Here is a 21,950-nt window from a genome sequence, read left to right as displayed (position 1 = left end):
CTCGCCGCTGGGCGAGATCAAATCGGAAAGGTGGGCGACATCGTCTCGGAATCCACGGGCGACTTCATATCGGTACGCCTGGGCGACTTCGTCGGAATCCGCAGTCCGCGCCGTAATCCTCCCGTATATCGGTTAAATTGCTAACCAAAAGGTCTGACGAAACGATTAGTGGATGATTGCGGGCTTGGTGGCAGCGTTCGTCGTCCACTAAGCCCTAGACGACGCAGACGTCATGAATGGCCGGCGGGCATCACTGCCCCGGGCCATCGCTTGCGCTACTTTGCGGTGGCGGTGATCGGCAGACCTGGCCGCGAGCCCGCCGAACGCCGATTAAGAAAGAGCCATAACCAGCATGCTCCATACTTCGAACACGCCGTTCTTCTCCACGGCACAACGGCGCAGGCCATGCCGCGTCGATCCCTCGCGCGAAGGCATGCGGAGCTCCTCGCCCGGGGCACTCGGGAAGGGCCTGCCGTGATAAAGTATGCCGGCGTCGCTATCACTGCCCCGTTCCGGGGTGCCCTCCGAAAATAAGAAGGGCGAGCCCACGTCGACAGCGCGGCCGGATCCGGGCTGTTCGAGCAGAAAGACGGCGCATCACAAGGGCCAAACGCTGCCAATCGCCGTGGTTGCAATGCTAGAAGTTCCTGACTGACTGGGGGCAGCATGGTTAAGGCATTTCGCAATATGCTCATGGCAATTACTTTTGTAGGAGTTGCCGGTTGCAACATGTTTTGGAATTTCATGAATGACTATATGGCCTGCGGCCTTGCGCTGGCGGCTTCAGTTACAGCCGGCTTATGCGTTGAGCGCATCTTCATCGAGCGGTCCCGTCGGGAGATGATCCGCCTCCAGGGTGCGGACTGGCATTCAGCGGAGAAACGACAGCTCGACTCATGAGCGTCACCCGTCGCACGCTCGTCGTTTTCATCGTCCGATTGTTCGCATTCGACCCGAGGGGCCTAGCCCGATGATCAAACTGGTCCATCCATTCCGGTTCGCTCGCATCGAGCGCCTGCGAGAGCTGCTTGAACGAGACTCCCAAATGGCAGTTGATCCGAATGCGGGCGTGAGCACCACCAAGCTGGTGAGACCCGATCCGCCAATGCTCGAAACAGGTGTGATACTCGGTCGAGATCCAGGAGGGGTCCGAACTGGGTCCTTGGTTGCGAGCCATGCGAGCGCTACGGCACCGCAACTGGTCAATACGCCCGAGTAGCATCACGATCTGGAAGGGGCGATGACCATAAGCCGCCCCCGGGTAGGGGATGCCGAAAGCGGACTCCCGGCTCCATTGGTTCTTACCGCTTTACAATGTTGCCAGGGGATCTCGTCGTAGTCGTCACCATCGCCGCCAGCGAGGTAGGCAAAAGGAGCGATCCGAACCAAGTCGGGCCCCAGGCTCAACGGCAACGGGTGGCGAGAAGCGGTGCATGAACTGGCAAGCTGATGATTGAAGGCGGCCCATATGATGTCCGTCACCGGACGGCGGGTCGTCACTGAAACGAGCACTGTCTGCTCTGGCGACGCGGTCTCGAGAACCATTTCCAGCTCGCCATTGCCCTGGCGCCAACTCATGGCGGCAGTGGACAACACAGCCAAGACCGGCAAGCGCGGAGCATCAAAAGACCCGCAAAGCAGGTACCTCGGCGAAGGTTGCATCGAGCACAACAGTACTCGCGCCGATCGAGCGCCCAACGAAACTCGTGCCCCAGCGTCCGGGATTGTTGGCCAGTTGCGAGATTGAACACCGGCCACGTCCTGCCGCTCACGCCGATTCGCCTCGAGTCACACGTAGAGATGTCGGCGCTCGATGACATTCGAGTGTGTCATCGAGCGGTGACATTTTACGATTGTCAGCGAACGCTGACATATGTTAAAGTAAGCGAACGCTGACATTTGGAAATCCCATGCTCATATGCACCCCGGCCGAACTCGGCGCCGTCCTTCGCGACCGGCGCAAGAAGCTGCAACTCGATCAATCGACCTTTGCCAAACGCATTGGCGTCAGCCGCCAGTGGGTGATCGAGGTTGAGCACGGTCACGCGCGCGCTGAGCTCGGGCTGATCCTTCGCGCCCTTGATGCCCTGGACGTTCGCCTGGATGCGGGCACCGAACAAGCGCCCGCCCGCGAGGCCCCCAGGCCAGCCGTCGATATCAACGCCATCGTGGCCAAGGCCAGGAAGAAAAAGGCTTGACCAGCGAACTTGTTGCTCTGCTGGATGGTCAGGAAATCGGCCGCCTGCGCAATGACGCCCGCGGCCGGCTCACCTTTGTCTACGACAAGGGCTGGCGCCAGGCCGAGGGAGCCTATCCGCTGTCGCTGTCCATGCCCCTCGCGGCCGAAGAGCACGGTCCTTGCGCCGCGCAGGCTTTCCTGTGGGGACTCCTGCCCGACAACGAACGCGTGCTCGAAGACGGTGGGCCCGAAGATTTCAGGTGTCCGCGCGGAACGTGTTTGCCCTTATTTCCCATGTCGGCGAGGACTGCGCGGGTGCCATTCAGTTCGTCACGCCTGATCGGCTGGAGGCCTTGCGAACCGGCGCCCACGACAAGGTCGAATGGCTTGACGAAACGGCGATCGCCAATCGCCTGCAAACTCTACGCGAAGATCACGCCGCATGGCGGTTGCCGCGCGATACCGGACAATTCAGTCTTGCGGGTGCCCAACCCAAAACCGCCTTGCTTCTGCAAAAAGGCAAATGGGGAATTCCCTCTGGGCGCATTCCGACGACGCATATCCTCAAACCGCCGACCGGCCATTTCGATGGACACGCGGAAAATGAACACATCTGCCTCATACTTGCGCGCAATCTCGGTCTGCCCGTCGCCGACACCCAGGTGATGCATTTTGGAAACGAAATCGCCATCGTCATCGAGCGCTACGACCGGCAGTTCAGTGGGAACGAGATCGTCCGTGTCTCCACCAGGAAGATATCTGCCAGGCGCTCGGCATCCTGCCGACCATGAAGTATCAAAACGATGGCGGACCAAGCCCTGCCGATGTGATTGAGCTTTTGCGCACCTACTCCACGGATCGCGTCGCCGATGTTGACACGTTTGTCGACGCGCTCGGCTTCAATTGGCTGATTGCGGGTACGGATGCTCATGCCAAAAATTATTCGCTGCTGCTGACCGGAGGCCGTCACGTACGGCTCGCCCCGCTCTACGACATTGCGAGCATTCTTCCCTACGATGACGTCGATCTGCAGAAGATCAAGCTCGCGATGAAAATCGGCGGTGATTACAAGCTCAGCCCCAGATTAGTTCGCGCGATTGGCAGAGGTTCGCGCGCGAAACGCGCCTCGATCCTGACAAGGTGATCGCCGAACTGATTTGCATGGCCGAGCAGCTTCCGGACATTGTAGCCGCCGTACGGAAGCAAGCGCAGAAGGACGGACTGGACAACGCCATCATCGGGCGCCTCGCCGACCACTTGATTGCCAGAGCCAAGCAATGCCGTCGACTGCTCGGAGGGATATAGCTCAGACGAGCCGCCAGCAGGATGATGATGGTCAGCAGCAAGGCTGCCTATCATCATCGACATGTCGCTGTCGACGTCAACGGCAGCACCAGCATCAACATCACCGCGATCGGCACGCCGATATCCATGTCGAGCATGATCGGTGGTTGCTCGCGATCCGATGCACCCGTGTAGTCACTGCGGCTGCCATCACCTCACGTTAGACGTGTCCCTTCAAGGCTCCGGCAGATAGGCGCCGGATTAGCCGGGGCGAAGATCAAATAGAGCAGGATTGCGGCCACGATGACTGTCCAGCCGACCGACGTGGCGAGAGCCCATATTTGGGTCGGCATTGGACGAACTCTCCCGATGAAGCTAACGAAGAGACCGCTGGCGCTGGACAGCAGCCTTTTGAACCCGGCTCAGATAAAAGCTCTTACCCCCGGGATCCGCCATAATCAAAAGCCGGACTCGCCACCCTGTGAAGTCAAAAACGACTCGAAGGCCAATGGAAAAATTGTGACGTTGCGAGAGCGACACACCTGACAAGCTAGCCCAGCACTGGTGGAGCGCTCTTCCTCGGGCGGAAGCCAACCATTTGGCACAGAAATGATTGACCGTGCCCGCATTCGCCTGCGCAGAGGGTGACGCAAAGCCGGCTGCTAGTCGGCGGTCCCAACCTGATCGGAGAGGTCTTCGACCATACTCACGAACATGTGCGATTCCTCCCCGGGGCGCCTATCTGCAAACGCCTCCACGAGATCACCTGGCGGCCACGAACTGGATTGTAGATCGTATCGACGATAGGCTCGAGCTGCCGGCTTGCCGCAAGTAGCTGCTGATCGCGCTTTTCGATCAGTTCGGCCGTTTACAATTCACGCGCTGCACGACATGCCGATCTGCTGTTCCGCCGCTTTGTTGATGAACAGATAGCGCAGACTGCGCGCGTCCCTTGGCTATGATACTTTCGCCACGTTCTCGACGACGGTGGCGAGCAGCCGTTCGGTACGCTCGAGAATACGCTCCTTCTGCCGCTGTTCCGTGACGTCCTCCTGGACGGAGACCCAGCCGCCGTCATCCATAGGCCGTTCAAGACGATCCGGCCGTCGTTGAGCATCACGTCGTAAGGTTACGGCTTCCTCTTTCCGATGCGAACGAGAATGGCCGAAACGTACTTTTTGATGTCGCCGCTGAACAGCCCGTGCTGCAGGATCTCCTCGAGCGAGGACCCTGACTTGATGGTCTCGGGCAGATTATACATCCGGCGCTAGTTGCTGTTCAGTTGCAATCACACGTCCTTGCCGTCGAGCATGATGAGGCCTTGCGACATGCTGTTGATAGCGGCGGAGAGCTGCCGCTTTTGGGCCTGGTACTTGTCGTTGAACGCGTCGCGCTCGGCCATCGCGGCGTCGCGCTGCTTGCTGAGGTTCAATTCAAGCTGTTCGAGCTCAAAAACTTGAGCGACAGCAGCGCGGAAGTTCTGCACGGCGCGCGCAGGGCGGCCGATTTCGTCGTGGCCGCGCAGATGGCAGCTCGCCTCCGATGTCCACGGTTCTGATAACGATCGCTCGCCTGGGCAATGTCTGAGAGCCGCGCCAGCACCGAATCCCGGATCACGAGAACATTGATCGCGGCAAGCACCAGCGCCGCCAACCCAGCTGGAGCGGCTCATCTCGTTGCTTGCCGGCTGACGATACAGCCGTCAATGAAAGTGCTTTGCTATCAGTAAGGCTATCTCGGTTGGCAGCCTCTTTCTTCAATATCCGGACATCGGCGCCTGACTCGTACAGCTCGAGCCACCGCGTTCGAGATGGAGGCCGGTCTTATTCTGCGGCGGTGGCCTTGAGCTTGAAAAGCATCGGATAGTTGACCAGCTCAATACGCGACCCGGTCGTTGGCTCGCGATTCATCTCCGCCGCATTGAGGCACATTCCCAAGCGGAGATGGCCAGCATCGTCGAGGCGCCGCTCTCGCGTTCGATCCTTTGGATGAGCTCGATCTTTGTCGCGCCGTTCTGGCGGTAGTCCATCGAGGTGAAGGTGACGTGATCATCGTCGAGGGCTACGAGCCGGCTGTTGGCGATTGCACGCGATGGGATAGCCGCCGAAATAGGCCAGCAGCTGCGCGTCGCCGCCGAACGGCCGTTTGGCGTAGACGACCCAGCTGATGCGCCGCATGGCGACTAGCTGAGCTGGGAAGGCGGCAGGCTTGGCCAGGGATGCGAGATCGAAGAAGTTCAGGGTGCCGGCGGTCAGAGACTCGAGGAATACGCGATTAGACTTTGGCGTCCCCCTCATGCAGATGCAGTTGGGCTTGGCAGCCGGCGGCCTTGATCTCGTAGACCCATCCCTCGCGCGCGGCGGATTCTCGCGGAGCGTGGGGTCGTAGCGCTCGATGTAACCAGGAATAGAAGTTTTGCGGGCGCGGATGCACGGCGTCATATGCCGCCTTCCACTTCGCGATCAGCTCGGTGCGCTGCGCTGGCGTCAGGTCGCGACGGATCAGGTTTTCGTCGATGCCGGTCAGGGAGCCTAATGGGAAACAAAGCAAATTTCTTCATACTAGGAACACCAGCCGGCGCCGCGAGGTTCTTCCACGCTAGGGCTAGAACTTACGGAGTTTTCTTCCATGGCTACCCAGATCGTGATCGACCACACAGGCGACAGCAGACATTTTTTTGGCCAAACCGACCCCGACGGGCTGGCCAAGGCTGAGCGGCGCTTTAAGAAGTTGACAGACCAAGGATTTACCGCTGCTACTCGGACGCCGGCCGGCGATCTCAAGGCCGTACGGACATTTGATCCGGCTGCGGACGAGACGCTGTTCTACCCGCGGCTCGTCGGCGGCTAGCCACCCTCGTGGGCACAGCAATGTTTTTGTTCAGACGCGACGGCGTCGGCAGCAGTGCGCGTTTGCGCTCCCTGCGTTCGCTGGATCGGAGCTTCATCGAGCAAAATGGGCCGGAAGCGCGTGCGCGGCGTCTTTTGCGCGATTGGCTATCTCCGGATCAGCGTGCGCAGTTTGATGACGAGCGTTATTTCGAAGTCACGGGCTCTCACCCCGGGTGACGATATCGAATTTATCAGGGCTCCATGGGCAATGTTTTGGAGCCTGATGAAGAAAGACGACCTAAGACCGGGTGGTGTTTCATTCCCGAACGGCCGCTGGCAGTTGGCGACGTGATGCTCTCCCAGAAGATCGCGCTCGAAACCGACGAAGCCGCAGTGCTCGCGCTTGCCCGCCGTTTTTCTCCGAGACGGCCATCCCTGCCCCGAGTAGTGCGGCGTGCTTACTAGGCCGCACGGCGGGGCCGCCACTTGTGACGGCGGCGACCCCTCGCCGCGAAGGCGCCGTTACGCGAGACGAGGACGACTTCGCGACTGCATCCAGCATCGGGTCCGCTGTCGGCCGGCGCAAGAACATCCGCGCGTTAGTGTTACTTGGGCCGCCTGGCGGTGCCTGATGGCGTGACGGATTGGTCCCGCGCGGCGACCGCTAGAACACGTTGCAGGGTCCGCGCGAATTCAGAGTGAACATGTCGAGCGTGCGCCGCATCTTTTGGCTCTGAGAGAAAAGCAATCTTCACCACGAAGCGGTTTCAATCGCGATGTGACGAGAAGATTCTCAGAATGTTGCGAGCGCAAGTTCGTGATCTGTCGTCGCATCTCAACGAGATCGAAGCGGTCGTCGTCGGGCTTACTCGCCAAATGAAGCTCGCACGGTTATGGCGGATAAACGAAGGCGCCGCGCCGAATATCTTGGCGCGACGGGCTCGCCATGGTGAACCCGAACGGGGCAATGTCCGGTGCAGAGAGGCTAGCGCTCCGTAGCTCCGATGCAATCGAAGACGCGGATTAAGCTTGATGTCGCCGCGGAAAGTTAAATCTGGAACAAGCGCTGCTGTGGGCGACAGCACGCCAGCGCGTCCAGTTCGGCGCCCTTGTCCAGCCTCGTCCCGGCGACGCGGTCTAGATCAGGGCCTGGCTTTTCGCCGCACCGGGCGCCGCGCTGAACGGTCTTGACGTTCTGCCCGGTCTTCGAAACCGTGCCGTCGTGAACGCAGACGACATTTTGTCGTTTGCGTTACCAGTTCCTTGCGCTCAATTGGAAGCTCTGGCGCCGGCAGCCTTCGCCCGCCGCGCCGGCGTCAGGTCGCGACGGATCGTTCTATTGGTCAGGATTGCCGATATCGAACGCGCCTAGACGGTAAGCTTCGCCCACCGCTCGCTCGTCCGCCATTTGGGTGATCAAGGTGAACGTCGCGTCGGGGTAACGCGTCCACACTTCAATGTCCTCTGACGTGACGTTTAGATATCCGAAAAAGCACTTATATCGACCCGGCTCCGTCACCCGGCCGATTCTGTCCCAATTGATCTTATTAACGCGCATCGCTAGCCCCACTCGTTCTCAGGCAGCGAATCGGGCGGAGGTTTAAGTTCGTCTAGGCCGGCTTCGATCACCGCCAGTTCATCTTGGATCGCTCTGACCGCGTTTTCTGGGTTGATGCCCGACACGGCTTGCAGCTGGTCGAGCACCTTGCGACGATGTGCCAGCAAGTCCGTCAGCGCGCGATGGTCCCGTACCTTCACGTAGCCGGCGACGATCAGTTCCATGGCCTTTGACACGTTCGTCGTTTCCCACCGGTTTGCGGGTTATCGGGGGCGGCTAAGTTCTGTCAGACCGGCTTCGGTCATACGATACTCGACACCTTCGCCCGTTGAGCGTCGCTCCATCCATCCGTTTCGTAAAAGAGCGAGCGTTGTTCCGGGGTGATCGGGAAGCTTCGAAGAAGACACCCAGTCGCGGTCACGAAGAGGATCGAGCATTTGCCGGTGATACTGATTAAAAAGCGGCCTGCGCTTTTCGTGCCGACCGATGTCTTCACCTATCGTTTCAAGCGGGCGTTCGGTTTCCATAGCCGTTTGTTGCCATCGCATCGTTTACGATCAGTTACGGATCCGGCAATGTTTTCTAAATGGTTCATGGATATTGGTCTGCGGCATGGATCACGAGGACCCATCTGCTTGGTTCTTTCCGGCTCTCAGGCGAAGCTACGCTCATCTAGCAGCGTGGATGACGCGCGGTAATCGCGCGCCTGAGCCCAGCCGCTTGCCGGCACCCCCGCGCTCAGAGCGGTCAGCTCGCTTTCCCAACCCGCCGCGGCGGCCAGCGCCGCCGCGCATTTAGGCATTGCGGGCATTGCGAATGACGAACGATCGCACATCGACACGTCCGTGGTTGCCGGACGAAGAGGCGGAATTGCTCTCGCTCTTTGGCGCAGGTGCCACAGCTGAGGAGATCGGCGAACGGCTAGGCCGCACCCGCCAATCGGTTTACGCTCGCTTGCAGCGCTTTCAAAAACAGCGGGGGCGAGCGAGTAGGACGAGTGGGAAAGTCTTTGCTCAATTACTAGAGTGATCGAGCGACTTCCATCGCTAGGGTCGCAAGATCACGTCCGCAGCGGAATTGAGGTAGCGATCCGAAACGGTCCGTTCGCCCTTGCTGAAGTAACCCTCAACCGGTGCATCGAAGGTTCAATTGCGTCAGCTTCAAAAGGCGCCAGGCTGCAAGCGATCGCATTGAGGTCGACCGATGACCAGCCCGACTGATGATGAATTGCGTGTCGCGGTCTCTGCCGCGATCGAGCAATCGAAAACGGCGCGGCAGCTTCCTTACCTGTCGCCGGACAATTGCCAGACGTTAAACAAGCTGATCATCACCGGACTTCAATCCGTATTGTTCCAGCGTGCGAAGACCTTCGACGAGCGCTAGGCTGTACGGATCGTTCAAGCTCGGCGGAATTCGACGGCGTCGTTCTTGATCGAAGCATGCGCACGAAATCCCGCATTCATCCACGCCCATGCTTGGGTGTGCCCGGCCTTCATGAAGCTTTCGTTGCTCCACCACGCTGTGAATTTGTGTGCCGATGCCGGAAGCTTTCTCCCAGGTATCTCGTCCATTTCGGTGAAGGTCAGCCGAACGATTTGTCCAGGCGCGCTCAACAACCGTTGATGCAATGGTTCGTAGATCGATTTTCGGAAGCTCATGATCTCACCGCAGGCAAGGGCAAACATGGACGGTCCCAGAGCAGGTGTGTGCCGAGCTTCCGCACGGTGGCGACCATGAGAACCGAAAGTACATCGCCGAGCACAATCCAACCGGCTGAGGCAGGACAAAGTACCTTAAGAGACAATGGACTCAGCGTGGGCCCCGCCGGCGCTGGCGGGCGCCCCACCCAAGGCGCTCCCGTCCTTGAAGGATCGCTGCATCGCTCGGCTACCACCATCTTGCCTCGTGCTCTTTTAATATTCGAGCAACTGCGACACCGCAATCGTAGGATTGGTACCTTGCGTAGGCGCTCTTTGCATTCCTCTCGCGAAGATCGGCCAGAGCATCAGCCCAATAAGCGACCATTGCGCGCCGAAGTCCGTGGAGGGCGACGATGCGTTCGGCCTTTGCAAAATCCTCGTCGAACCTCACACTTACTGCACGCTCAGCAGCTGTAGTCGGCCGGTTGAACATCCCAGCACGTTGGCCGAGCCACGTTTCGGGTACGAAAGTGACGGTGAAGCGCGCTCTCTACTGGGGTGCAGTCCGTGACATGCACGAAATCGGACAAATTCCCACGGACCATGGGGAGCGTACGCCTCACCACCATTTATTCCTCGAAGGCGTTCAGCGACCGGCCGTTCGGTGCGGCCGATTTTTATGGAATCGCTATTTGGTGAAACGAGTACGCAGACAAACCCCTGCGGCATAGGCGCGATCTCCCAACCCACGCCGGCAAAGTAACTGAGGACCGCCCGGACGTGGAATAGGCGGAACGTCTAGATTGCATGGCTTGCGGGGCAATCCTCCGGCATCGACGGCAGATTCCTAATCAGCGGGTCCCAGGTTCGAGCCCTGGTGCGCCCACCAAACAAATCAAGACCTTAGCGAGAGAAACCGTTTGAGAAGGCCGAACCTAAATCGGTTTTTCAAACGGTGTTTTTGACGGCCGGGCGGCGAGTCCACGCTCGGCATTGTGATGTGCTCTCCTCGTCTCCGCGGAGGCCAAAGGCGTCTCGAAGGCCGCCCGACAGAACCTCTTCCTCAATGTTGTATCTGGGTCAGAGCCGCCCGACATGGCCGGCATCTTCCCACTTCTTTTCAATGTCATCGGCGACGCATTGGGGCAGCTGCGCCGTGCTCCCATCGAAGTAATGCTTGAAGTCGACGTGGACCGTCATGTTGTCCGGGCGGTAGGCCGCCATGCGATCGTAGAGAAGAACGGACGCTGCTTCGAAACGCCGATAGACCGATTTGTGCATCGGTGATCTCGATTCGTCCGTCTCGGGGTCGATCGGCAGGTCACGAACCCCGGCCTTGAGGAAGCCTCCCGCCTGCTCATTGTGCTGGGGACCCGCGGGATTGGGCGACAGCCGTAGCACACTGCCGTCGTGTTTCAAGCCGCCCGGAATGAGCGAAGCTCCGGCGAGCAACCAGTTGAGCGCGACGTCTGAGAGCCGAGCCTCGTTCTCGATATAGCCGCCGCCGACGTCGGCGTGCACGCCCGGAAACCAGACCTGCTCGAAGTAAAGATTGCCGTGCGCGTCTCGTTTGTCTTGCTTGTCAGCCGTAGGCGACCAGCCGACGCGCTTGAAATCGCCGCGGTTCTCGTCGATCGAGATCGCATGTTTGGCGTAGCCTACATTGGAATTAAGGGTCGTGTCGTAGAATTTGTGCTTCGGCGGAGCGAAATGCAGAGTCCGGAGACGTTTAAGGAAGCCGTAGCCGGTCAAGGGCGGCGCGACCTTGAGATAGTTCATGAGAAAGGCAATCAGCGCTGTGGCGATGCCGAGGTAGCTCAGAATCCAGGTCGCCCATCCGGCCCATGGGAAGATCGGCTGAAGGAAGCCACCGAGCCAGTGCAACCCGATCAGTAGCGCAATGCCGGTGGCCACGAGCGCTGTGCCCAGATATTTGTGGCCGAGGGCGGCGACGGTATCGAATACGCCGATGAAGTAGGGAAAGACGTTCGCGTGCTCGGCGCCGTTGACGGTGGTCGTACTGCCGTATTGCTGTCTAAATTGTGCGGCGATTGCATCTCGAGTGTCCAGCAGGAACCGCCGGTATCCAAGAATCTTGCGCGAGTAGGATGGACAGAATTGATAGACATCCTTGACCGCATGCTCGGCCAGCTTGTGGATGCTCTTTGGGTCGCGGCGCAAGGGCGAGCCGTCGGGCATGTGGCGCGGGACACCGCAATAGGTCATGACGCCGGCAACCGATCGGACCGTGTAGGCACCCCGGCTGAAACCGATCAGGAAGATCCGATCGCCTTCCTCATACAGGGCGATGATCGCGGCGTAGCAATCGACAATGTTCCGAGTGATCCCGAGGCCCGTCGCCATGCTGGCGAGATTGTATAGCCACCGCATCCAGCCAATCTTGAAATGACCGCCATCGGACGCAGAACCGAGACCGGCATCGTAGAAGGCGACCTGTTCGGATGGTTCGACCTTCGTGTCCGGGCCGACGCGGCAGCCGCGGTAGAGCTTGTAAACGTTCGTCCGTGCTTCCTCGAAATTGATGCCGCCGGCCTGACCTGTGCCGTCGGAAAAGATCACAATATTCTTCGGCATTCACACCATCCCCAAAAGTGCGCCAAAAGCCAATCTATATCACAGATTGCGTGAGACCAACTGTGAGCTGGCTCACTTGCGTGCAGCGCGCCCGGACCAAGATATAGAGTCAACTGATCGAGAGTTGCGCCTCAATGCGGCTGTGCTAGTACGCCCACTCTCGAATCGAGGAGCTAAAAGTGGCGAAGAACGCAAAGAAGTCGCCTACAAAGAAGAAAACTGTGCGTCGTGAATACACAAAGGCTGACGTGAAAGAGCTGCGCGCTCATTCGAAAGCAAAGACACCCGTTGCAAAAATCGCGAAGCTCACAAAGCGCTCCGAAGGCTCACTGCGCCAAAAGGCGCTCAAGCTTGGAATCCGGCTCGGTCACCAGCGCTAGAGGCGGCATTATGACACTCTTCAATAGAGTGTTCTCGACCAGAACGCTGTTGCAAATCATCTCCCTTCTCGTCGCTGTTGTCGCGATGAAGTTGTTGAGCGCTCACTACGACTTCAGCTGGGCAACCGCAATTGGGGGTTGACCAGAGGAATATCCTGGAAGGCTGAGCAGAAAAGAAGCCCATCTAGTGGCGAGCTATCACGCAGCGTTCAAGCGTACGACGTAATGGCGCCTTCAAAGCCGCAGGCTAAAAGAGGCTGTTCGCATTGACGGTGCTCGTCGCACAATCAACTCTTGTCCTGTCGAGTTTTGTGCGAATAGGAGGGCCACGTGAGACATAATCGACGAGAGAAAACTGGCGGACAACAGTCATAAGTCAATCTATCCGCTCCGAATGCCGCAGAACCGAGTACGATGCCATTCGCCCAGCGGCTCAGCTGCAGGATTGACGATGCATGCGTAGTGACGGGCTTGGGACGCACGAATCTTTACGGGTTGATAGGAACTGGGCGTATCGTCACGACAACGATCGGACGTCGGCGACCAGTAGTGGTGCGCTCACTTTTGGCGCTCCTTGACACCAATATGTCGAACTAGTGGACGCGCGATTTAAGGGGGCAACACCACTTTGAACGCGCATTTCCTCAGGCACTCATTTTGATGACACGACCGTGCTCCCACCACTGCATCAACAGCACGGCGCTCTTGCCTGAATTCGGCGGCATGGGTGTAGGCGCCACGGATTCCATTCGTCTCCTGATGCGGAAGTTGACGTTAGCTCGCATCCGCTTGTCACTTGCTGCTTTCGTTCGGGAGCGTTGGCGTGGGTCGCAGGCCACGCCCTCCGGCCGCCTGAATTCCGTGGGCCTAACATTTCGAGTCAAAAATCTAGCGCGGCCGAATTTCCGATAAGTGCTCGCAGGACTCGAACCAGCAACCAGGCCGTTATGGGCGCCAGCCTATCGACCAGCTTTGTTGATTTTGCTGCGGTCGTTCGAGTTCGATCGCGTTTGCGGCGTTTCGTTCGCGTTATTCTAGTGCGAGACTGGTGCGGTTGAGGCGCGACGTTTGGACTCACAACTTTGACATGACTCCCAAACCCTGTCGGCGGCTCCGCGCAGCATGGCACGCTCCTAGGCAGTTTGAGCGCGGTTCAATTTTGACGGATGATTGAGGAGATGCGGCAAGTACGCGCGCGCCAGACAGATTGTGAGCTGCTCGCCGCGCCGGCTTAGTCGATCTATCCAATCGACCGGCATTGCGTTGAAGTTCGTAGGATACGAATGAGTTTCCTCCCGGCGAACCAAATCCGGAGGAGGGTTGGGCAATTGGCGATCGAGTTGCCCGAGATATGGAAAGATGAAATTTTTGATCAGTCCGAAACGCTGCGCGTCGTGAAGCCGATGAATCGACGCATTCTGGGCACGGTCAAATAATGTGCTGAAAACGCTCAACATGCGAGCCGGAAGGAATTGGCTCGGCGGTTCTTGGCGTAAGCCATAGCCTGCAGAGCAGCAAATAATTGTATCGACGGAAACGACATTCAGGCTGACATCACGCGAACGGTCCGGCCAGAGACAGCCAAGGCCAAGATTGTCGTAGATCCCGCCATCGGTCAGGATGACGCGAGCTTGACTGATCGCGCCGTCTTTGTTGAACGCAAAGGTTTTTCATCTAGGGCCGGGAGAAACAAGGGATACCCATCCAGTTGGGTGTCGCTGTGAGCAAAAATGTTGTCGATAAGCTCGGCGAAGATAGTTCGTCAATCGGGTCGGCAGATCGTTGTCGCGTTCATCCTTGTTGATTCGGGCGATTTCGACGAGCGCTTTATTGCCACCTCGATGTATCCGAGCTGCCGAGTAATCTGGTCAGGCAGGGATGACCTCCACCTGGTCGGAGAGATGGTCAAAAAAGCCCATCCGATTGAGGTAGCCCATCGTGCCCGCTTCGCCTTCTTCGAAGTTCAGACAGACACGCCGCGTCGTCGAGGCGAGTTGATTGGCAAGCGACAGCAACCGTATCGCGGCGTCGACCATAATCTTGCAGCCACGGGAAAATCAAAGACGACACTGTACGTTCCTGGCTCGTGAGATCCGCACGAATGGCGCAATGCACCTTCAAATGAAGAGATATTAATCCAACGTGCCGGTAAACTCACAACGCATTGCACCGCGTGCCTCGTCGATTCGCTAAAAGCTAACAATCATACAGAAACAATTGTTTTATTAAACTGCGAAGCCTTGCCGTACCCGGCGGCTTTTGGATCTCGGCCGAAAGCTCGAGAGAAGCTTGGCTAGTTCGCTGCTACACCACACGGCTGCCCTCGGGAATCGCAACGCAGCGGTCCTTCTCCGTTGAGGATGATCATGTTGTCTATGAGGAGCCCGATCCGGCAGTAGGGCTGAGCACGTTAGATTGATTCCCCTTTGTAAGATAAACTACCAGGCCAGAGAATGAAATAAACTAAACTCCATTAGTTTCAAATAGATATGAGAGTAAAAGATACATATCATCGCGCAATATCTTGACATCTGCAAGGTTTTGTATCATATAGGTTCCATGACAAAGGAACCGCAGCGCCAAGAGGATAGGGCGATCTCGCTTCTCCAGAAGCGGGGAATGATGCGGCTTTCCGAATTCCTCGAGGAAGGAATCACGGCCGCAACCATTTCCCGAATGGAGCAAAAGGCTGCGGTCAATCAACTCAGTCGCGGCCTTTACCAGCTCCCTGATGCCCAGCTGGATGGCAACCACTCACTCGCCGTTGCCGCGAAACTCATTCCCAACGGCGTCATCTGTTACGACTCCGCGCTCGCCTTTCATGAGCTGACCGACCGTATCCCTCCCTATGTGTGGATGGCGATTGGCCCGCGCGACTGGCGACCCAAGATCACGAACCCCCGCATTGAGATCGCGCGAATTGGTCCCAAGGAGTTCGACAAGGGCATTGAGCGTCACACCATCGAAGGGGTCTCAGTACCGATCTATGTGCCGGCCAAGACGATCGTTGATCTCTTCAAGAGTGGCCAACGTCAGAAGGCTTTCTACAACGCGCCCGCAGGTCTCGCACATGCCACGCAAGCGATGAAAGACGCGCTCAGGCTACGCAAAGCGACACCGTCCGAAATCGCAAAGTACGCGGTCGAGGCCGGCATATGGGAAAAAGTCGTTCAGCCGCGCCTTGAGACGCTGACTGTCAATGCGTAAGCCGCTGAAGAATGTCCCGGCTTCGGTCCGCGCCCGTCTGCTCAACCTTGCGAAAGAGCGGAACGAGCCGTTCGATCTCCTGCTCACGCAGTATGCGCTTGAAAGATTGCTCTACCGGCTCAGCATCAGCAAGTACAAGGACAAGTTCGTCCTCAAAGGCGCGATGCTGCTGCGCCACTGGCTCGACGATCCGCATCGGCCGACCCGGGATCTTGATTTGCTTGGATTTGGCGAGAGCGATCCGCAGCTTACACTCGGCTTTTTCAGGGAAATTGGTTCCATCCAAGCCGACGATGGCGTGACGTTCGACACAGGCACCCTCGAGGTTGACACGGTTCGCGACGATTCAGGATATAGCGGGCTCCGCCTCAAATGCTACGCGACGATTGATGGGGCTCGCGTGCGTATCGTCGTTGATATCGGCTATGGCGACGCGACCGAGCCTGGACTCAATCAAATCGAGCTTCGGCCGTTGCTCGATCAACCGGCTCCCAAGCTGCGAGCCTATCCGCCGGAGACGGTCATCGCGGAGAAACTCCAGGCGATGGTCCATCTTGGACTCGCCAATACGCGTTTGAAAGACTTTTACGATATCTGGGTTCTGGCGCGTACTTATGAATTCAAAGATAACCGGCTCGCTCGCGCAATACGCGCTACGTTCGACCGCAGAAAGACACAGATTCCAACTGAGCGGCCAGACGCTCTCAGCGAGACTTTCGCGAACGACCCGACCAAGATCCAGCAATGGACAGCTTTCATCCAGGACGTCGCAATCGATCCGGGTGCTCTAAAGGGCGTCGTCGAGACGCTCGCCGCGTTCCTGATGCCACACGCGGAAGCGGCACGGAAACTCCAAGGCTAGGATCTGCCATGGTCGGAAGACCAGAACCGTCGGCATGAATGGTAAGCCTCTTAAGTCCGCTCTGCACCACTGGTGGCCACGCGGTCTGTCCGAACTTTGGAAAGACAAAGACGGCAGTGTCACAAGAATTGCATGGGACGGTAAGACGCTTCGAGCGCCACCAAAGCAATTCGGCGCGATCACCAACGGCCACCACGTCAAACCAAATGGCGCATGGGCAGGAACAATCGAACCGCTCTTCGATGATGCCGACAGTGCCATGCCGTCGCTGTGAAGTTGGAAAGTCTCTCGTCGTGAAACACTAACGAGCTTTCGCCATCGGGGTCGGAGCGGCGGCCGAAGGTAGAGGGACGATTCTTTTTTGCCACGTGCCCCTGTTATGCCCCAGACTTTTCGGGGCACAATGCGAGGGAAGCAACCCGCTAAGTTGTTGTAGTTATGGGACTAATGGTGGGCGCACAAGGGATCGAACCTTGGACCTCTCCCGTGTGAAGGGAACGCTCTCCCGCTGAGCTATGCACCCGAAACCATCATGCAGGCGACCCGAGTTTCGGCCGCCGATGCTTTGGAGCCCGCGATTTAGAAGTGCAGGCCGAAGGTGTCAAGTTTCGAGGCGCTGCCGGGCCGGAAAACCTTCCTCCGGACCCGCAATTCGGCGGTCAGACCATCTTGGGGCCGCTTACGCGCCCTGCTGGCGGGCGCGGGAGGCGTGGGCCTGGAGCGCGCGGATGCGTTCGGCCAGTGTTCCGCCGCCTTCGGGCAGGGTGCCTGCGGCGGTGCCGTTGGCAGGGGCGTCGTTGGCCGGGCGTGGCGCCGGCCTCGGCGGCTGGCCGGCCTCCGCCGCGAGCAGGGCCTCGATCGGCGAGTTCGGCCCTTCGAGCTGCATCGCGAGCTTGGCCACCTCGGCTGCGATGTCGTTGATGCGTTCGCGCAGCAGCGCGTTCTCCATCCGCTCGGTCGCCCAGGAGCTCTCGGCCTGTTGCTGGATCGCGTTGATGTCGCGCTGGAGCTTGGCGCGCTCGTCGCGGGCGGTGTGCAGCTGCTCCTCGAGCGCGGTCTTTTCCGCGCGGATCGATTCCATTGCGGCCGAGGACTTGCCGCCGCTCAACGCCGCGATCTCAACGCGCAGCTCCTTGATGATGCGCTCATTGGCCTCGTTGGCCTGGCGGAGCTGGTTGTTCTCATAGTCGCGTTCGGCGAGCAGCTTGCCCTGCGTGGCAAGGCGTCCCTCGAGATCGCCGACGCGGCCCGACAACATCTCGGCCTCTTTCACCTGCACGATGAGTTGGCGATCGAGGTCGGTGACGCGCTGGCTCAGATTCTCGACGCGGCCGCGGGCGTCGCCGAGCTCGCGCGAAGCGGTCTCGGACTCGGTGCGCTCCTGCGCCAGCCGCGCCTGTGTCGCGGCAAATTCCTTTTCGGCGTCGCCGACGCGGTGCTTCAGCTCCTCGATCTGCGCACGGACCGCGACCAGCTCGACCTGACGGCTCTCCGCCATCATCGAGCGGTCGGACAGTTCGGAATTGATCTTTGCGAGCTCGCCCTGCTTGTCGGTCAGCGCGAGCTCGGCGGCGCGCAGGGCTGCGGTCTTGGTGTTGAATTCCTCTTCGGTGGCGCGGAGCTGCTCCTTCACCGCCTTCTCGCGCGCTTCGAGCGCGAAGATCGTGGCGTTCTTCTCGCCGAGCTCGATCTTCATGCGGTTGATGGCGTCGCTCTTCTTGCCGAGCTCGGCGAGCTGGCTCGTGGTCTTGTTCTTGAGCTGGTCGACGCTCATCTCCAGCCGTCGCGCCGACATGGCGAACTCGGCGCGGAGCTGGTCCTTGTCGGCCTGGATCTCGGCCATCGACAACGGCGTGGCGGCCTCGAGCCGGCGCGTGGTCAGGCGCACGGCGCGGTTATGTACCAGCGGCACGATCGCGAGCCCGCACAGCATCGAGAGCAGGAAACCGATCGCCAGGTACATGATCGGTTCGACCATGGGCCAGAACTCCCAAAGCTAAGGAAAAATTTACCAAGGACATTGCATGCGGGGCCGGCAAAAAGCCAGCCCCGACATGTCGTTAACCTTGATCCGTCGCCGGAGGGGAAAGCGGAACGCTAGAACGGGTTCCAGGTCGCGCGCGGGGTGAATTTCAAATAGCCGATATTGGCTCCCAGCCGCAGGCCGAGGCCCGAGCGGATCGGCACCAGCACGATGTTGTTGGCGGTGAGCGCCGTCATGCCGAAGCCGCCGATGATGTAGGCCGAGCCGTCGAGGCCGGCGAAGCGCTGGTAGATCGCGTTGGTGGCGGGCAGATTATAGACCAGCGTCATGGTGCGCGCGCCGTCGCCACCCCAGTCGAAGCCGAGCGAGGGACCCTGCCAGTACACCCTGAGGTCACCGGCGTTCTTGGTGTAGAGCGTGCCTTCGCCGTAGCGCAGGCCGGCGACGAAAGCGCCGGACCCTTCCTCACCGAGGATATAGCCGTTGGGCAGGCCCCATTGGCTGACCGCCTTCTCGATGATCGAGGCGAGACCGCGCGAGACGTTGCCGAAGAAGCGATGCCCGGCGTTCACGAGTTCGTCCGGCCCATAGGTGCTGGGCGTCTGGGTCCGCTGCGGCGGCGGCAAGTCGGGCGGCGGCGGCTGCTGGGCGGAAGCCGGACTGATCCACCCGACCATCGCGGCAAGCGCGACTGCGGCAAGGCGTGATGCGAAAGTCATAAAAGAACCCCTGGTATCGAATCCGGTCGCTTCCTTAACTTGGCGCCAACAGGCGCGGCTCTAGGATGCGCCGGATGTCCCCTCGACTCGGATGTTATCCGCAGCAACTATGACGGCACAACGGCAGGAAGCCAGCCCTTTGCGCCCCGGAATTGCCTTGATCGGCCTTCTGGTCTGCATGCTGTCGGGCATTTGGATCCTCTGCGCGGGGTTGCCGGCGCAGGCGGCCACCACCGAGCGGATCGTCGTCAACCGCTTCAGCGGCGTGGCGATCGAGGGCTTCGACCCCGTGGCCTATTTCGTCGCTGGCACGGCCGTGCAGGGGACGGCCGAGTTCGAGGCGAACCTGTGGGGCGCCGTCTGGCGCTTTCGGAACGAGGGCAACCGGGCGTCTTTCCTCGCCCATCCCGAGGTCTACGGGCCGCAGTTCGGCGGCTACGATCCGGTCGATATCGCCCGCGGCGTCATCATCGCCGGTAACCCCCGCTTCTTCGCGATCGCGGCGCAGCGGCTCTATCTGTTCAGCCGGGAAGCCAATCGCGACGCCTTCGCCGCCAATCCCGAGCGCTTCCTCTATGAGGTGGGCAAGCGCTGGCCGGCCCTCCAGGACAAGCTCAGCCAGTAGGCGCCCTTTACGACCTCAGAGTCTTGCCGCCTGCGGGTCACCCCAGGCGATGAACTCCGGGATGATGAAGCCGCCATCGTGCCGCTCGCCGAAGCGGAGCGCGCCGCCCTTGCCATCGGTCACGCTGCCGCCGGCCGCGGTCACGACCGCGTAGCCGGCCCCGACGTCCCATTCACAAGTGGGCCCGAAGCGGGGGTAGATGTCGGCACTGCCTTCCGCGATCCGTCCGAATTTCACGGCCGAGCCGACCGCCTTTCTGACGGCGCTGGGGCGATGATCGATGAACGCCTCGGTTCGGGGATCTCCATGCGAGCGGCTCACCGCGGCGATCCAGGGTTCGCCCAGGGGCGGCAGCTTGCGGGTATGGATCGGCTCGGCAGCGCCGATGGTTGCGCCGTCGAACCCGACGCGCTCGGCGCCACGGCCGACGATGCCGCGCCAGAGCAGCCCGAGTGCCGGCGCGCTGACGATGCCCAGCAGCGGCACGCCCGATGTCACCAGGGCAAGGTTGACGGTGAACTCGTCGCGCCCGGCGACGAACTCCTTGGTGCCGTCGAGCGGGTCGATCAGGAAGAAGCTGGCGCGGAACGGCGGCGAGGCGAGCTGGGTCCGCTCTTCCGAGAGCGTCGGGATGTCGCCCGCAAGCTGTGCCAGCCCGTCCGCGATGATGCGGTCGGCCGCAAGGTCGGCCTCGGTCACCGGCGAGCCGTCCTGCTTGCCGTCGACCCGCATCGCTGCGCGGTTGACCGCGAGGATGGCTTCGCCCGCCTTCACCACCAGGGCGGTGAGCGGCTCCATCAGGTGGGAGGCGGCCGCGCCGTCGATGATCCGCTTCACCTGCATGCCTCATTCATCGGCAATTCCATCCCTAAGCGAGTGATTCGCCGCGGCATTAGGGCCGCTTCGAACCGATCGCAAGCTAGCTGCCACGTGCCAGCGAATGTTAGAACCTGCGGCATTCGTCAAGCATGCTTGATTCGCCGCGTCCGCGCCGTGCAATTCCAGGAACCCTTTATGTCTGACGCTTCGTCACCCGCTACCGCCACCGCTCCAGATGCGCTCGAACTCGCTGCGCTGCTGTGCTCGCGGGTCTGCCACGATCTCATCAGCCCTGTCGGCGCCATCGTCAATGGGCTCGAAGTGCTCGACGACGATCCCAAGCCCGACGACCGCGAGTTCGCACTCGACTTGATACGCAAGAGCGCGAAAACCGCCTCCGCTCGCCTCCAGTTCTGCCGCCTCGCTTTTGGTGCGGCCGGCTCGTCCGGCGCGCAGATCGATCTCGGCGATGCCCAGACCATGGCGCGCGGCCACATCGAGGACGGCAAGTGCTCGATCACCTGGAATCTGCCGCGGATCTTGCTGCCGAAGAATCGCGTCAAGCTGCTGCTCAACATGCTGGTCGTTTCGCAGCACACGATCCCGCGCGGCGGCACGCTGACGATCGATCCGATCGGCGAGGGCGAGACCATGAGCTTCCGCATCACCGCGACCGGACATAATGCGCGCCTGCCGCAGAACATCTCCGAGCTCCTGAGCGGCGAGCGCGGCCCGGCTGCGGATGCACATGCGATCCAGCCTTATTATACGCGGCTGTTGGCAGAGGCTTGCGGGCTGACCGTGAGGCTCGCGCACGAAGGCGAGGCCATCACCATTATCGCGTCGTAGACACGCCGCCGCTCTCAAACGTTAATCGAATCTTTACGAGGCGCTTCGGCTTGTCCGGAGCGCCTTATCTCTTTGTTGGTTCCGTTCTTTTCCACATACTCAACCATTATTAAACGCTTTGCGGTGAAGCTGGCCCCATTCCGAATTGGCGCATCACGTCTTGTGTGCGCGCCCTCCCTGTATGAAGGCCTGTTTTCATGGATGATCTGTTGCGGGAGTTTTTGACGGAAACCAGCGAGAGCCTGGACACCGTGGACAATCAGCTGGTGAAGTTCGAACAGGAGCCGAACAACGCCAAGATCCTGGATAACATTTTCCGGCTGGTCCACACCATCAAGGGCACGTGCGGCTTCCTCGGATTGCCGCGACTGGAAGCGCTGGCGCATGCCGGCGAGACGCTGATGGGAAAATTCCGTGA

27 protein-coding genes, 1 tRNA gene and 2 pseudogenes are annotated in these 21,950 nt (G+C 59.9%); 19 read left to right on the top strand and 11 right to left on the bottom strand.

Annotated features, from left to right (window positions below; genetic code table 11):
• The first annotated feature begins 666 nt into the window (after positions 1-666).
• From ACFQX9_RS14705 to ACFQX9_RS14675, 7 genes and pseudogenes are all read left to right on the top strand, one after another.
• Positions 667-900 carry a hypothetical protein gene (locus ACFQX9_RS14705; RefSeq protein WP_377789097.1) on the top strand — a complete coding sequence of 78 codons (234 nt, stop codon included), beginning with the start codon at positions 667-669 and terminating at the stop codon, positions 898-900.
• A 1,010-nt stretch (positions 901-1,910) separates the two neighbouring features.
• The gene (locus tag ACFQX9_RS14700) at positions 1,911-2,198 is read left to right on the top strand and encodes a helix-turn-helix domain-containing protein (protein ID WP_377789095.1); all 288 of its coding nucleotides are present in this window, start codon (positions 1,911-1,913) and stop codon (positions 2,196-2,198) included.
• Positions 2,195-2,398, top strand: a pseudogene (locus ACFQX9_RS14695) (HipA N-terminal domain-containing protein); the annotation flags it as partial. The gene ACFQX9_RS14700 and the pseudogene ACFQX9_RS14695, both read left to right, overlap by 4 nt.
• Before the next feature lie 41 nt (positions 2,399-2,439).
• Positions 2,440-2,970 (top strand): HipA domain-containing protein, encoded by a 531-nt coding sequence (locus ACFQX9_RS14690; protein ID WP_377789094.1) that lies wholly within the window; start codon positions 2,440-2,442, stop codon positions 2,968-2,970.
• On the top strand, positions 2,967-3,323 hold the full coding sequence (locus ACFQX9_RS14685) for a HipA domain-containing protein (protein WP_377789092.1): 357 nt from the start codon (positions 2,967-2,969) through the stop codon (positions 3,321-3,323). Before ACFQX9_RS14690 ends, ACFQX9_RS14685 begins: the two co-directional genes overlap by 4 nt.
• Positions 3,320-3,484 carry a hypothetical protein gene (locus ACFQX9_RS14680; protein WP_377789090.1) on the top strand — a complete coding sequence of 55 codons (165 nt, stop codon included), beginning with the start codon at positions 3,320-3,322 and terminating at the stop codon, positions 3,482-3,484. Before ACFQX9_RS14685 ends, ACFQX9_RS14680 begins: the two co-directional genes overlap by 4 nt.
• Positions 3,485-3,505: 21 nt before the next feature.
• Entirely contained in the window at positions 3,506-3,658 is a 153-nt protein-coding gene (locus ACFQX9_RS14675; protein ID WP_377789088.1) for a hypothetical protein, read from the top strand.
• A gap of 761 nt (positions 3,659-4,419) precedes the next feature.
• On the opposite strand, the gene ACFQX9_RS14670 is transcribed toward ACFQX9_RS14675, so the two are convergent.
• The 3 genes from ACFQX9_RS14670 to ACFQX9_RS14660 all read right to left on the bottom strand — a co-directional run bounded on the left by ACFQX9_RS14670 (position 4,420) and on the right by ACFQX9_RS14660 (position 5,904).
• Positions 4,420-4,545 carry a hypothetical protein gene (locus tag ACFQX9_RS14670; protein ID WP_377789086.1) on the bottom strand — a complete coding sequence of 42 codons (126 nt, stop codon included), beginning with the start codon at positions 4,543-4,545 and terminating at the stop codon, positions 4,420-4,422.
• A gap of 206 nt (positions 4,546-4,751) precedes the next feature.
• Positions 4,752-5,135 (bottom strand): hypothetical protein, encoded by a 384-nt coding sequence (locus ACFQX9_RS14665; RefSeq protein WP_377789084.1) that lies wholly within the window; start codon positions 5,133-5,135, stop codon positions 4,752-4,754.
• A gap of 376 nt (positions 5,136-5,511) precedes the next feature.
• Complete coding sequence (locus tag ACFQX9_RS14660; protein ID WP_377789082.1) at positions 5,512-5,904, bottom strand: hypothetical protein; 393 nt, start codon at positions 5,902-5,904, stop codon at positions 5,512-5,514.
• Between the two features lie 187 nt (positions 5,905-6,091).
• On the opposite strand from ACFQX9_RS14660, the gene ACFQX9_RS14655 reads away from it, so the two are divergent.
• Together ACFQX9_RS14655 and ACFQX9_RS14650 are read left to right on the top strand one after the other, a co-directional pair.
• Positions 6,092-6,313: a hypothetical protein gene (locus tag ACFQX9_RS14655; protein ID WP_377789080.1), complete on the top strand. Its 222-nt coding sequence runs from the start codon at positions 6,092-6,094 to the stop codon at positions 6,311-6,313.
• Positions 6,314-6,333: 20 nt separating this feature from the next.
• A pseudogene (locus ACFQX9_RS14650) lies at positions 6,334-6,759 on the top strand (hypothetical protein).
• 871 nt (positions 6,760-7,630) lie between these two features.
• Here the strand turns inward: ACFQX9_RS14650 and ACFQX9_RS14645 are convergent.
• Positions 7,631-7,852 (bottom strand): hypothetical protein, encoded by a 222-nt coding sequence (locus ACFQX9_RS14645; RefSeq protein WP_377789078.1) that lies wholly within the window; start codon positions 7,850-7,852, stop codon positions 7,631-7,633.
• A 2-nt stretch (positions 7,853-7,854) separates the two neighbouring features.
• On the bottom strand, positions 7,855-8,076 hold the full coding sequence (locus ACFQX9_RS14640; RefSeq protein WP_377789076.1) for a hypothetical protein: 222 nt from the start codon (positions 8,074-8,076) through the stop codon (positions 7,855-7,857).
• 592 nt (positions 8,077-8,668) lie between these two features.
• On the opposite strand from ACFQX9_RS14640, the gene ACFQX9_RS14635 reads away from it, so the two are divergent.
• Both ACFQX9_RS14635 and ACFQX9_RS14630 read left to right on the top strand, forming a co-directional pair.
• A complete protein-coding gene (locus ACFQX9_RS14635; RefSeq protein WP_377789074.1) occupies positions 8,669-8,881 on the top strand; it encodes a helix-turn-helix domain-containing protein in 213 nt (70 codons plus the stop codon).
• 174 nt (positions 8,882-9,055) lie between these two features.
• The gene (locus ACFQX9_RS14630) at positions 9,056-9,235 is read left to right on the top strand and encodes a hypothetical protein (RefSeq protein WP_085357391.1); all 180 of its coding nucleotides are present in this window, start codon (positions 9,056-9,058) and stop codon (positions 9,233-9,235) included.
• A gap of 14 nt (positions 9,236-9,249) precedes the next feature.
• On the opposite strand, the gene ACFQX9_RS14625 is transcribed toward ACFQX9_RS14630, so the two are convergent.
• Complete coding sequence (locus ACFQX9_RS14625) at positions 9,250-9,537, bottom strand: hypothetical protein (protein WP_377789071.1); 288 nt, start codon at positions 9,535-9,537, stop codon at positions 9,250-9,252.
• Positions 9,538-10,572: 1,035 nt separating this feature from the next.
• Positions 10,573-12,087: a DUF2235 domain-containing protein gene (locus ACFQX9_RS14620; protein WP_377789069.1), complete on the bottom strand. Its 1,515-nt coding sequence runs from the start codon at positions 12,085-12,087 to the stop codon at positions 10,573-10,575.
• 179 nt (positions 12,088-12,266) lie between these two features.
• Here ACFQX9_RS14620 and ACFQX9_RS14615 point away from each other — a divergent pair, with 179 nt between their 5' ends.
• The 5 genes from ACFQX9_RS14615 (at position 12,267) to ACFQX9_RS14595 (ending at position 16,810) form a co-directional block, all read left to right on the top strand.
• Positions 12,267-12,467 carry a hypothetical protein gene (locus ACFQX9_RS14615; RefSeq protein WP_377789067.1) on the top strand — a complete coding sequence of 67 codons (201 nt, stop codon included), beginning with the start codon at positions 12,267-12,269 and terminating at the stop codon, positions 12,465-12,467.
• A gap of 1,730 nt (positions 12,468-14,197) precedes the next feature.
• The gene (locus tag ACFQX9_RS14610) at positions 14,198-14,557 is read left to right on the top strand and encodes a hypothetical protein (RefSeq protein WP_377789065.1); all 360 of its coding nucleotides are present in this window, start codon (positions 14,198-14,200) and stop codon (positions 14,555-14,557) included.
• Between the two features lie 529 nt (positions 14,558-15,086).
• Entirely contained in the window at positions 15,087-15,674 is a 588-nt protein-coding gene (locus ACFQX9_RS14605; protein ID WP_377789063.1) for a transcriptional regulator, read from the top strand.
• On the top strand, positions 15,667-16,536 hold the full coding sequence (locus ACFQX9_RS14600; RefSeq protein WP_377789061.1) for a nucleotidyl transferase AbiEii/AbiGii toxin family protein: 870 nt from the start codon (positions 15,667-15,669) through the stop codon (positions 16,534-16,536). The genes ACFQX9_RS14605 and ACFQX9_RS14600 overlap by 8 nt, the downstream gene beginning before the upstream one ends.
• A 34-nt stretch (positions 16,537-16,570) precedes the next feature.
• On the top strand, positions 16,571-16,810 hold the full coding sequence (locus ACFQX9_RS14595) for a hypothetical protein (protein WP_377789059.1): 240 nt from the start codon (positions 16,571-16,573) through the stop codon (positions 16,808-16,810).
• A gap of 174 nt (positions 16,811-16,984) precedes the next feature.
• On the opposite strand, the gene ACFQX9_RS14590 is transcribed toward ACFQX9_RS14595, so the two are convergent.
• The 3 genes from ACFQX9_RS14590 to ACFQX9_RS14580 all read right to left on the bottom strand — a co-directional run bounded on the left by ACFQX9_RS14590 (position 16,985) and on the right by ACFQX9_RS14580 (position 19,239).
• Positions 16,985-17,059: transfer RNA gene (locus tag ACFQX9_RS14590), tRNA-Val, on the bottom strand.
• Positions 17,060-17,215: 156 nt separating this feature from the next.
• On the bottom strand, positions 17,216-18,514 hold the full coding sequence (locus tag ACFQX9_RS14585) for a hypothetical protein (protein ID WP_247337937.1): 1,299 nt from the start codon (positions 18,512-18,514) through the stop codon (positions 17,216-17,218).
• Between the two features lie 119 nt (positions 18,515-18,633).
• Positions 18,634-19,239, bottom strand: coding sequence for a DUF1134 domain-containing protein (locus ACFQX9_RS14580; protein WP_018458350.1), 606 nt, complete (start codon positions 19,237-19,239; stop codon positions 18,634-18,636).
• Between the two features lie 139 nt (positions 19,240-19,378).
• Here ACFQX9_RS14580 and ACFQX9_RS14575 point away from each other — a divergent pair, with 139 nt between their 5' ends.
• Positions 19,379-19,864 carry a YHS domain-containing (seleno)protein gene (locus ACFQX9_RS14575; RefSeq protein ID WP_026233560.1) on the top strand — a complete coding sequence of 162 codons (486 nt, stop codon included), beginning with the start codon at positions 19,379-19,381 and terminating at the stop codon, positions 19,862-19,864.
• Between the two features lie 15 nt (positions 19,865-19,879).
• Here ACFQX9_RS14575 and ACFQX9_RS14570 read toward each other — a convergent pair whose 3' ends face one another.
• Positions 19,880-20,707: a 3'(2'),5'-bisphosphate nucleotidase CysQ gene (locus ACFQX9_RS14570; protein ID WP_085348586.1), complete on the bottom strand. Its 828-nt coding sequence runs from the start codon at positions 20,705-20,707 to the stop codon at positions 19,880-19,882.
• A 171-nt stretch (positions 20,708-20,878) separates the two neighbouring features.
• Between ACFQX9_RS14570 and chpT the strand changes: the two genes are divergently transcribed.
• Complete coding sequence (gene chpT / locus ACFQX9_RS14565) at positions 20,879-21,532, top strand: histidine phosphotransferase ChpT (RefSeq protein ID WP_018458347.1); 654 nt, start codon at positions 20,879-20,881, stop codon at positions 21,530-21,532.
• 197 nt (positions 21,533-21,729) lie between these two features.
• Positions 21,730-21,950, top strand: a 221-nt coding sequence (locus ACFQX9_RS14560; RefSeq protein ID WP_377789056.1) for an Hpt domain-containing protein, incomplete at its 3' end; no start/stop codon positions are given.

The sequence above is a fragment of the Bradyrhizobium sp. GCM10028915 genome (assembly GCF_042666195.1).
In the GTDB taxonomy this organism is placed as follows: Bacteria; Pseudomonadota; Alphaproteobacteria; order Rhizobiales; family Xanthobacteraceae; genus Bradyrhizobium; species Bradyrhizobium canariense_D.
This window is presented reverse-complemented; position numbering and strand designations above follow the sequence as displayed.

Coding starts and splice junctions, on each gene's coding strand:
- ACFQX9_RS14595 (WP_377789059.1), top strand. CDS start 16,571: ATGAATGGTAAGCCTCTTAAGTCCGCTCTGCACCACTGGTGGCCACGC.
- ACFQX9_RS14585 (WP_247337937.1), bottom strand. CDS start 18,514: ATGGTCGAACCGATCATGTACCTGGCGATCGGTTTCCTGCTCTCGATG.
- ACFQX9_RS14645 (WP_377789078.1), bottom strand. CDS start 7,852: ATGCGCGTTAATAAGATCAATTGGGACAGAATCGGCCGGGTGACGGAG.
- ACFQX9_RS14660 (WP_377789082.1), bottom strand. CDS start 5,904: ATGACGCCGTGCATCCGCGCCCGCAAAACTTCTATTCCTGGTTACATC.
- ACFQX9_RS14700 (WP_377789095.1), top strand. CDS start 1,911: ATGCTCATATGCACCCCGGCCGAACTCGGCGCCGTCCTTCGCGACCGG.
- ACFQX9_RS14605 (WP_377789063.1), top strand. CDS start 15,087: ATGATGCGGCTTTCCGAATTCCTCGAGGAAGGAATCACGGCCGCAACC.
- ACFQX9_RS14640 (WP_377789076.1), bottom strand. CDS start 8,076: ATGGAACTGATCGTCGCCGGCTACGTGAAGGTACGGGACCATCGCGCG.
- ACFQX9_RS14655 (WP_377789080.1), top strand. CDS start 6,092: ATGGCTACCCAGATCGTGATCGACCACACAGGCGACAGCAGACATTTT.
- ACFQX9_RS14610 (WP_377789065.1), top strand. CDS start 14,198: ATGTTGTCGATAAGCTCGGCGAAGATAGTTCGTCAATCGGGTCGGCAG.
- ACFQX9_RS14630 (WP_085357391.1), top strand. CDS start 9,056: ATGACCAGCCCGACTGATGATGAATTGCGTGTCGCGGTCTCTGCCGCG.
- ACFQX9_RS14620 (WP_377789069.1), bottom strand. CDS start 12,087: ATGCCGAAGAATATTGTGATCTTTTCCGACGGCACAGGTCAGGCCGGC.
- ACFQX9_RS14570 (WP_085348586.1), bottom strand. CDS start 20,707: ATGCAGGTGAAGCGGATCATCGACGGCGCGGCCGCCTCCCACCTGATG.
- ACFQX9_RS14665 (WP_377789084.1), bottom strand. CDS start 5,135: ATGAGCCGCTCCAGCTGGGTTGGCGGCGCTGGTGCTTGCCGCGATCAA.
- ACFQX9_RS14580 (WP_018458350.1), bottom strand. CDS start 19,239: ATGACTTTCGCATCACGCCTTGCCGCAGTCGCGCTTGCCGCGATGGTC.
- ACFQX9_RS14625 (WP_377789071.1), bottom strand. CDS start 9,537: ATGTTTGCCCTTGCCTGCGGTGAGATCATGAGCTTCCGAAAATCGATC.
- ACFQX9_RS14705 (WP_377789097.1), top strand. CDS start 667: ATGGTTAAGGCATTTCGCAATATGCTCATGGCAATTACTTTTGTAGGA.
- ACFQX9_RS14675 (WP_377789088.1), top strand. CDS start 3,506: ATGATGATGGTCAGCAGCAAGGCTGCCTATCATCATCGACATGTCGCT.
- ACFQX9_RS14600 (WP_377789061.1), top strand. CDS start 15,667: ATGCGTAAGCCGCTGAAGAATGTCCCGGCTTCGGTCCGCGCCCGTCTG.
- chpT (WP_018458347.1), top strand. CDS start 20,879: ATGTCTGACGCTTCGTCACCCGCTACCGCCACCGCTCCAGATGCGCTC.
- ACFQX9_RS14685 (WP_377789092.1), top strand. CDS start 2,967: ATGAAGTATCAAAACGATGGCGGACCAAGCCCTGCCGATGTGATTGAG.
- ACFQX9_RS14635 (WP_377789074.1), top strand. CDS start 8,669: ATGACGAACGATCGCACATCGACACGTCCGTGGTTGCCGGACGAAGAG.
- ACFQX9_RS14670 (WP_377789086.1), bottom strand. CDS start 4,545: ATGGATGACGGCGGCTGGGTCTCCGTCCAGGAGGACGTCACGGAACAG.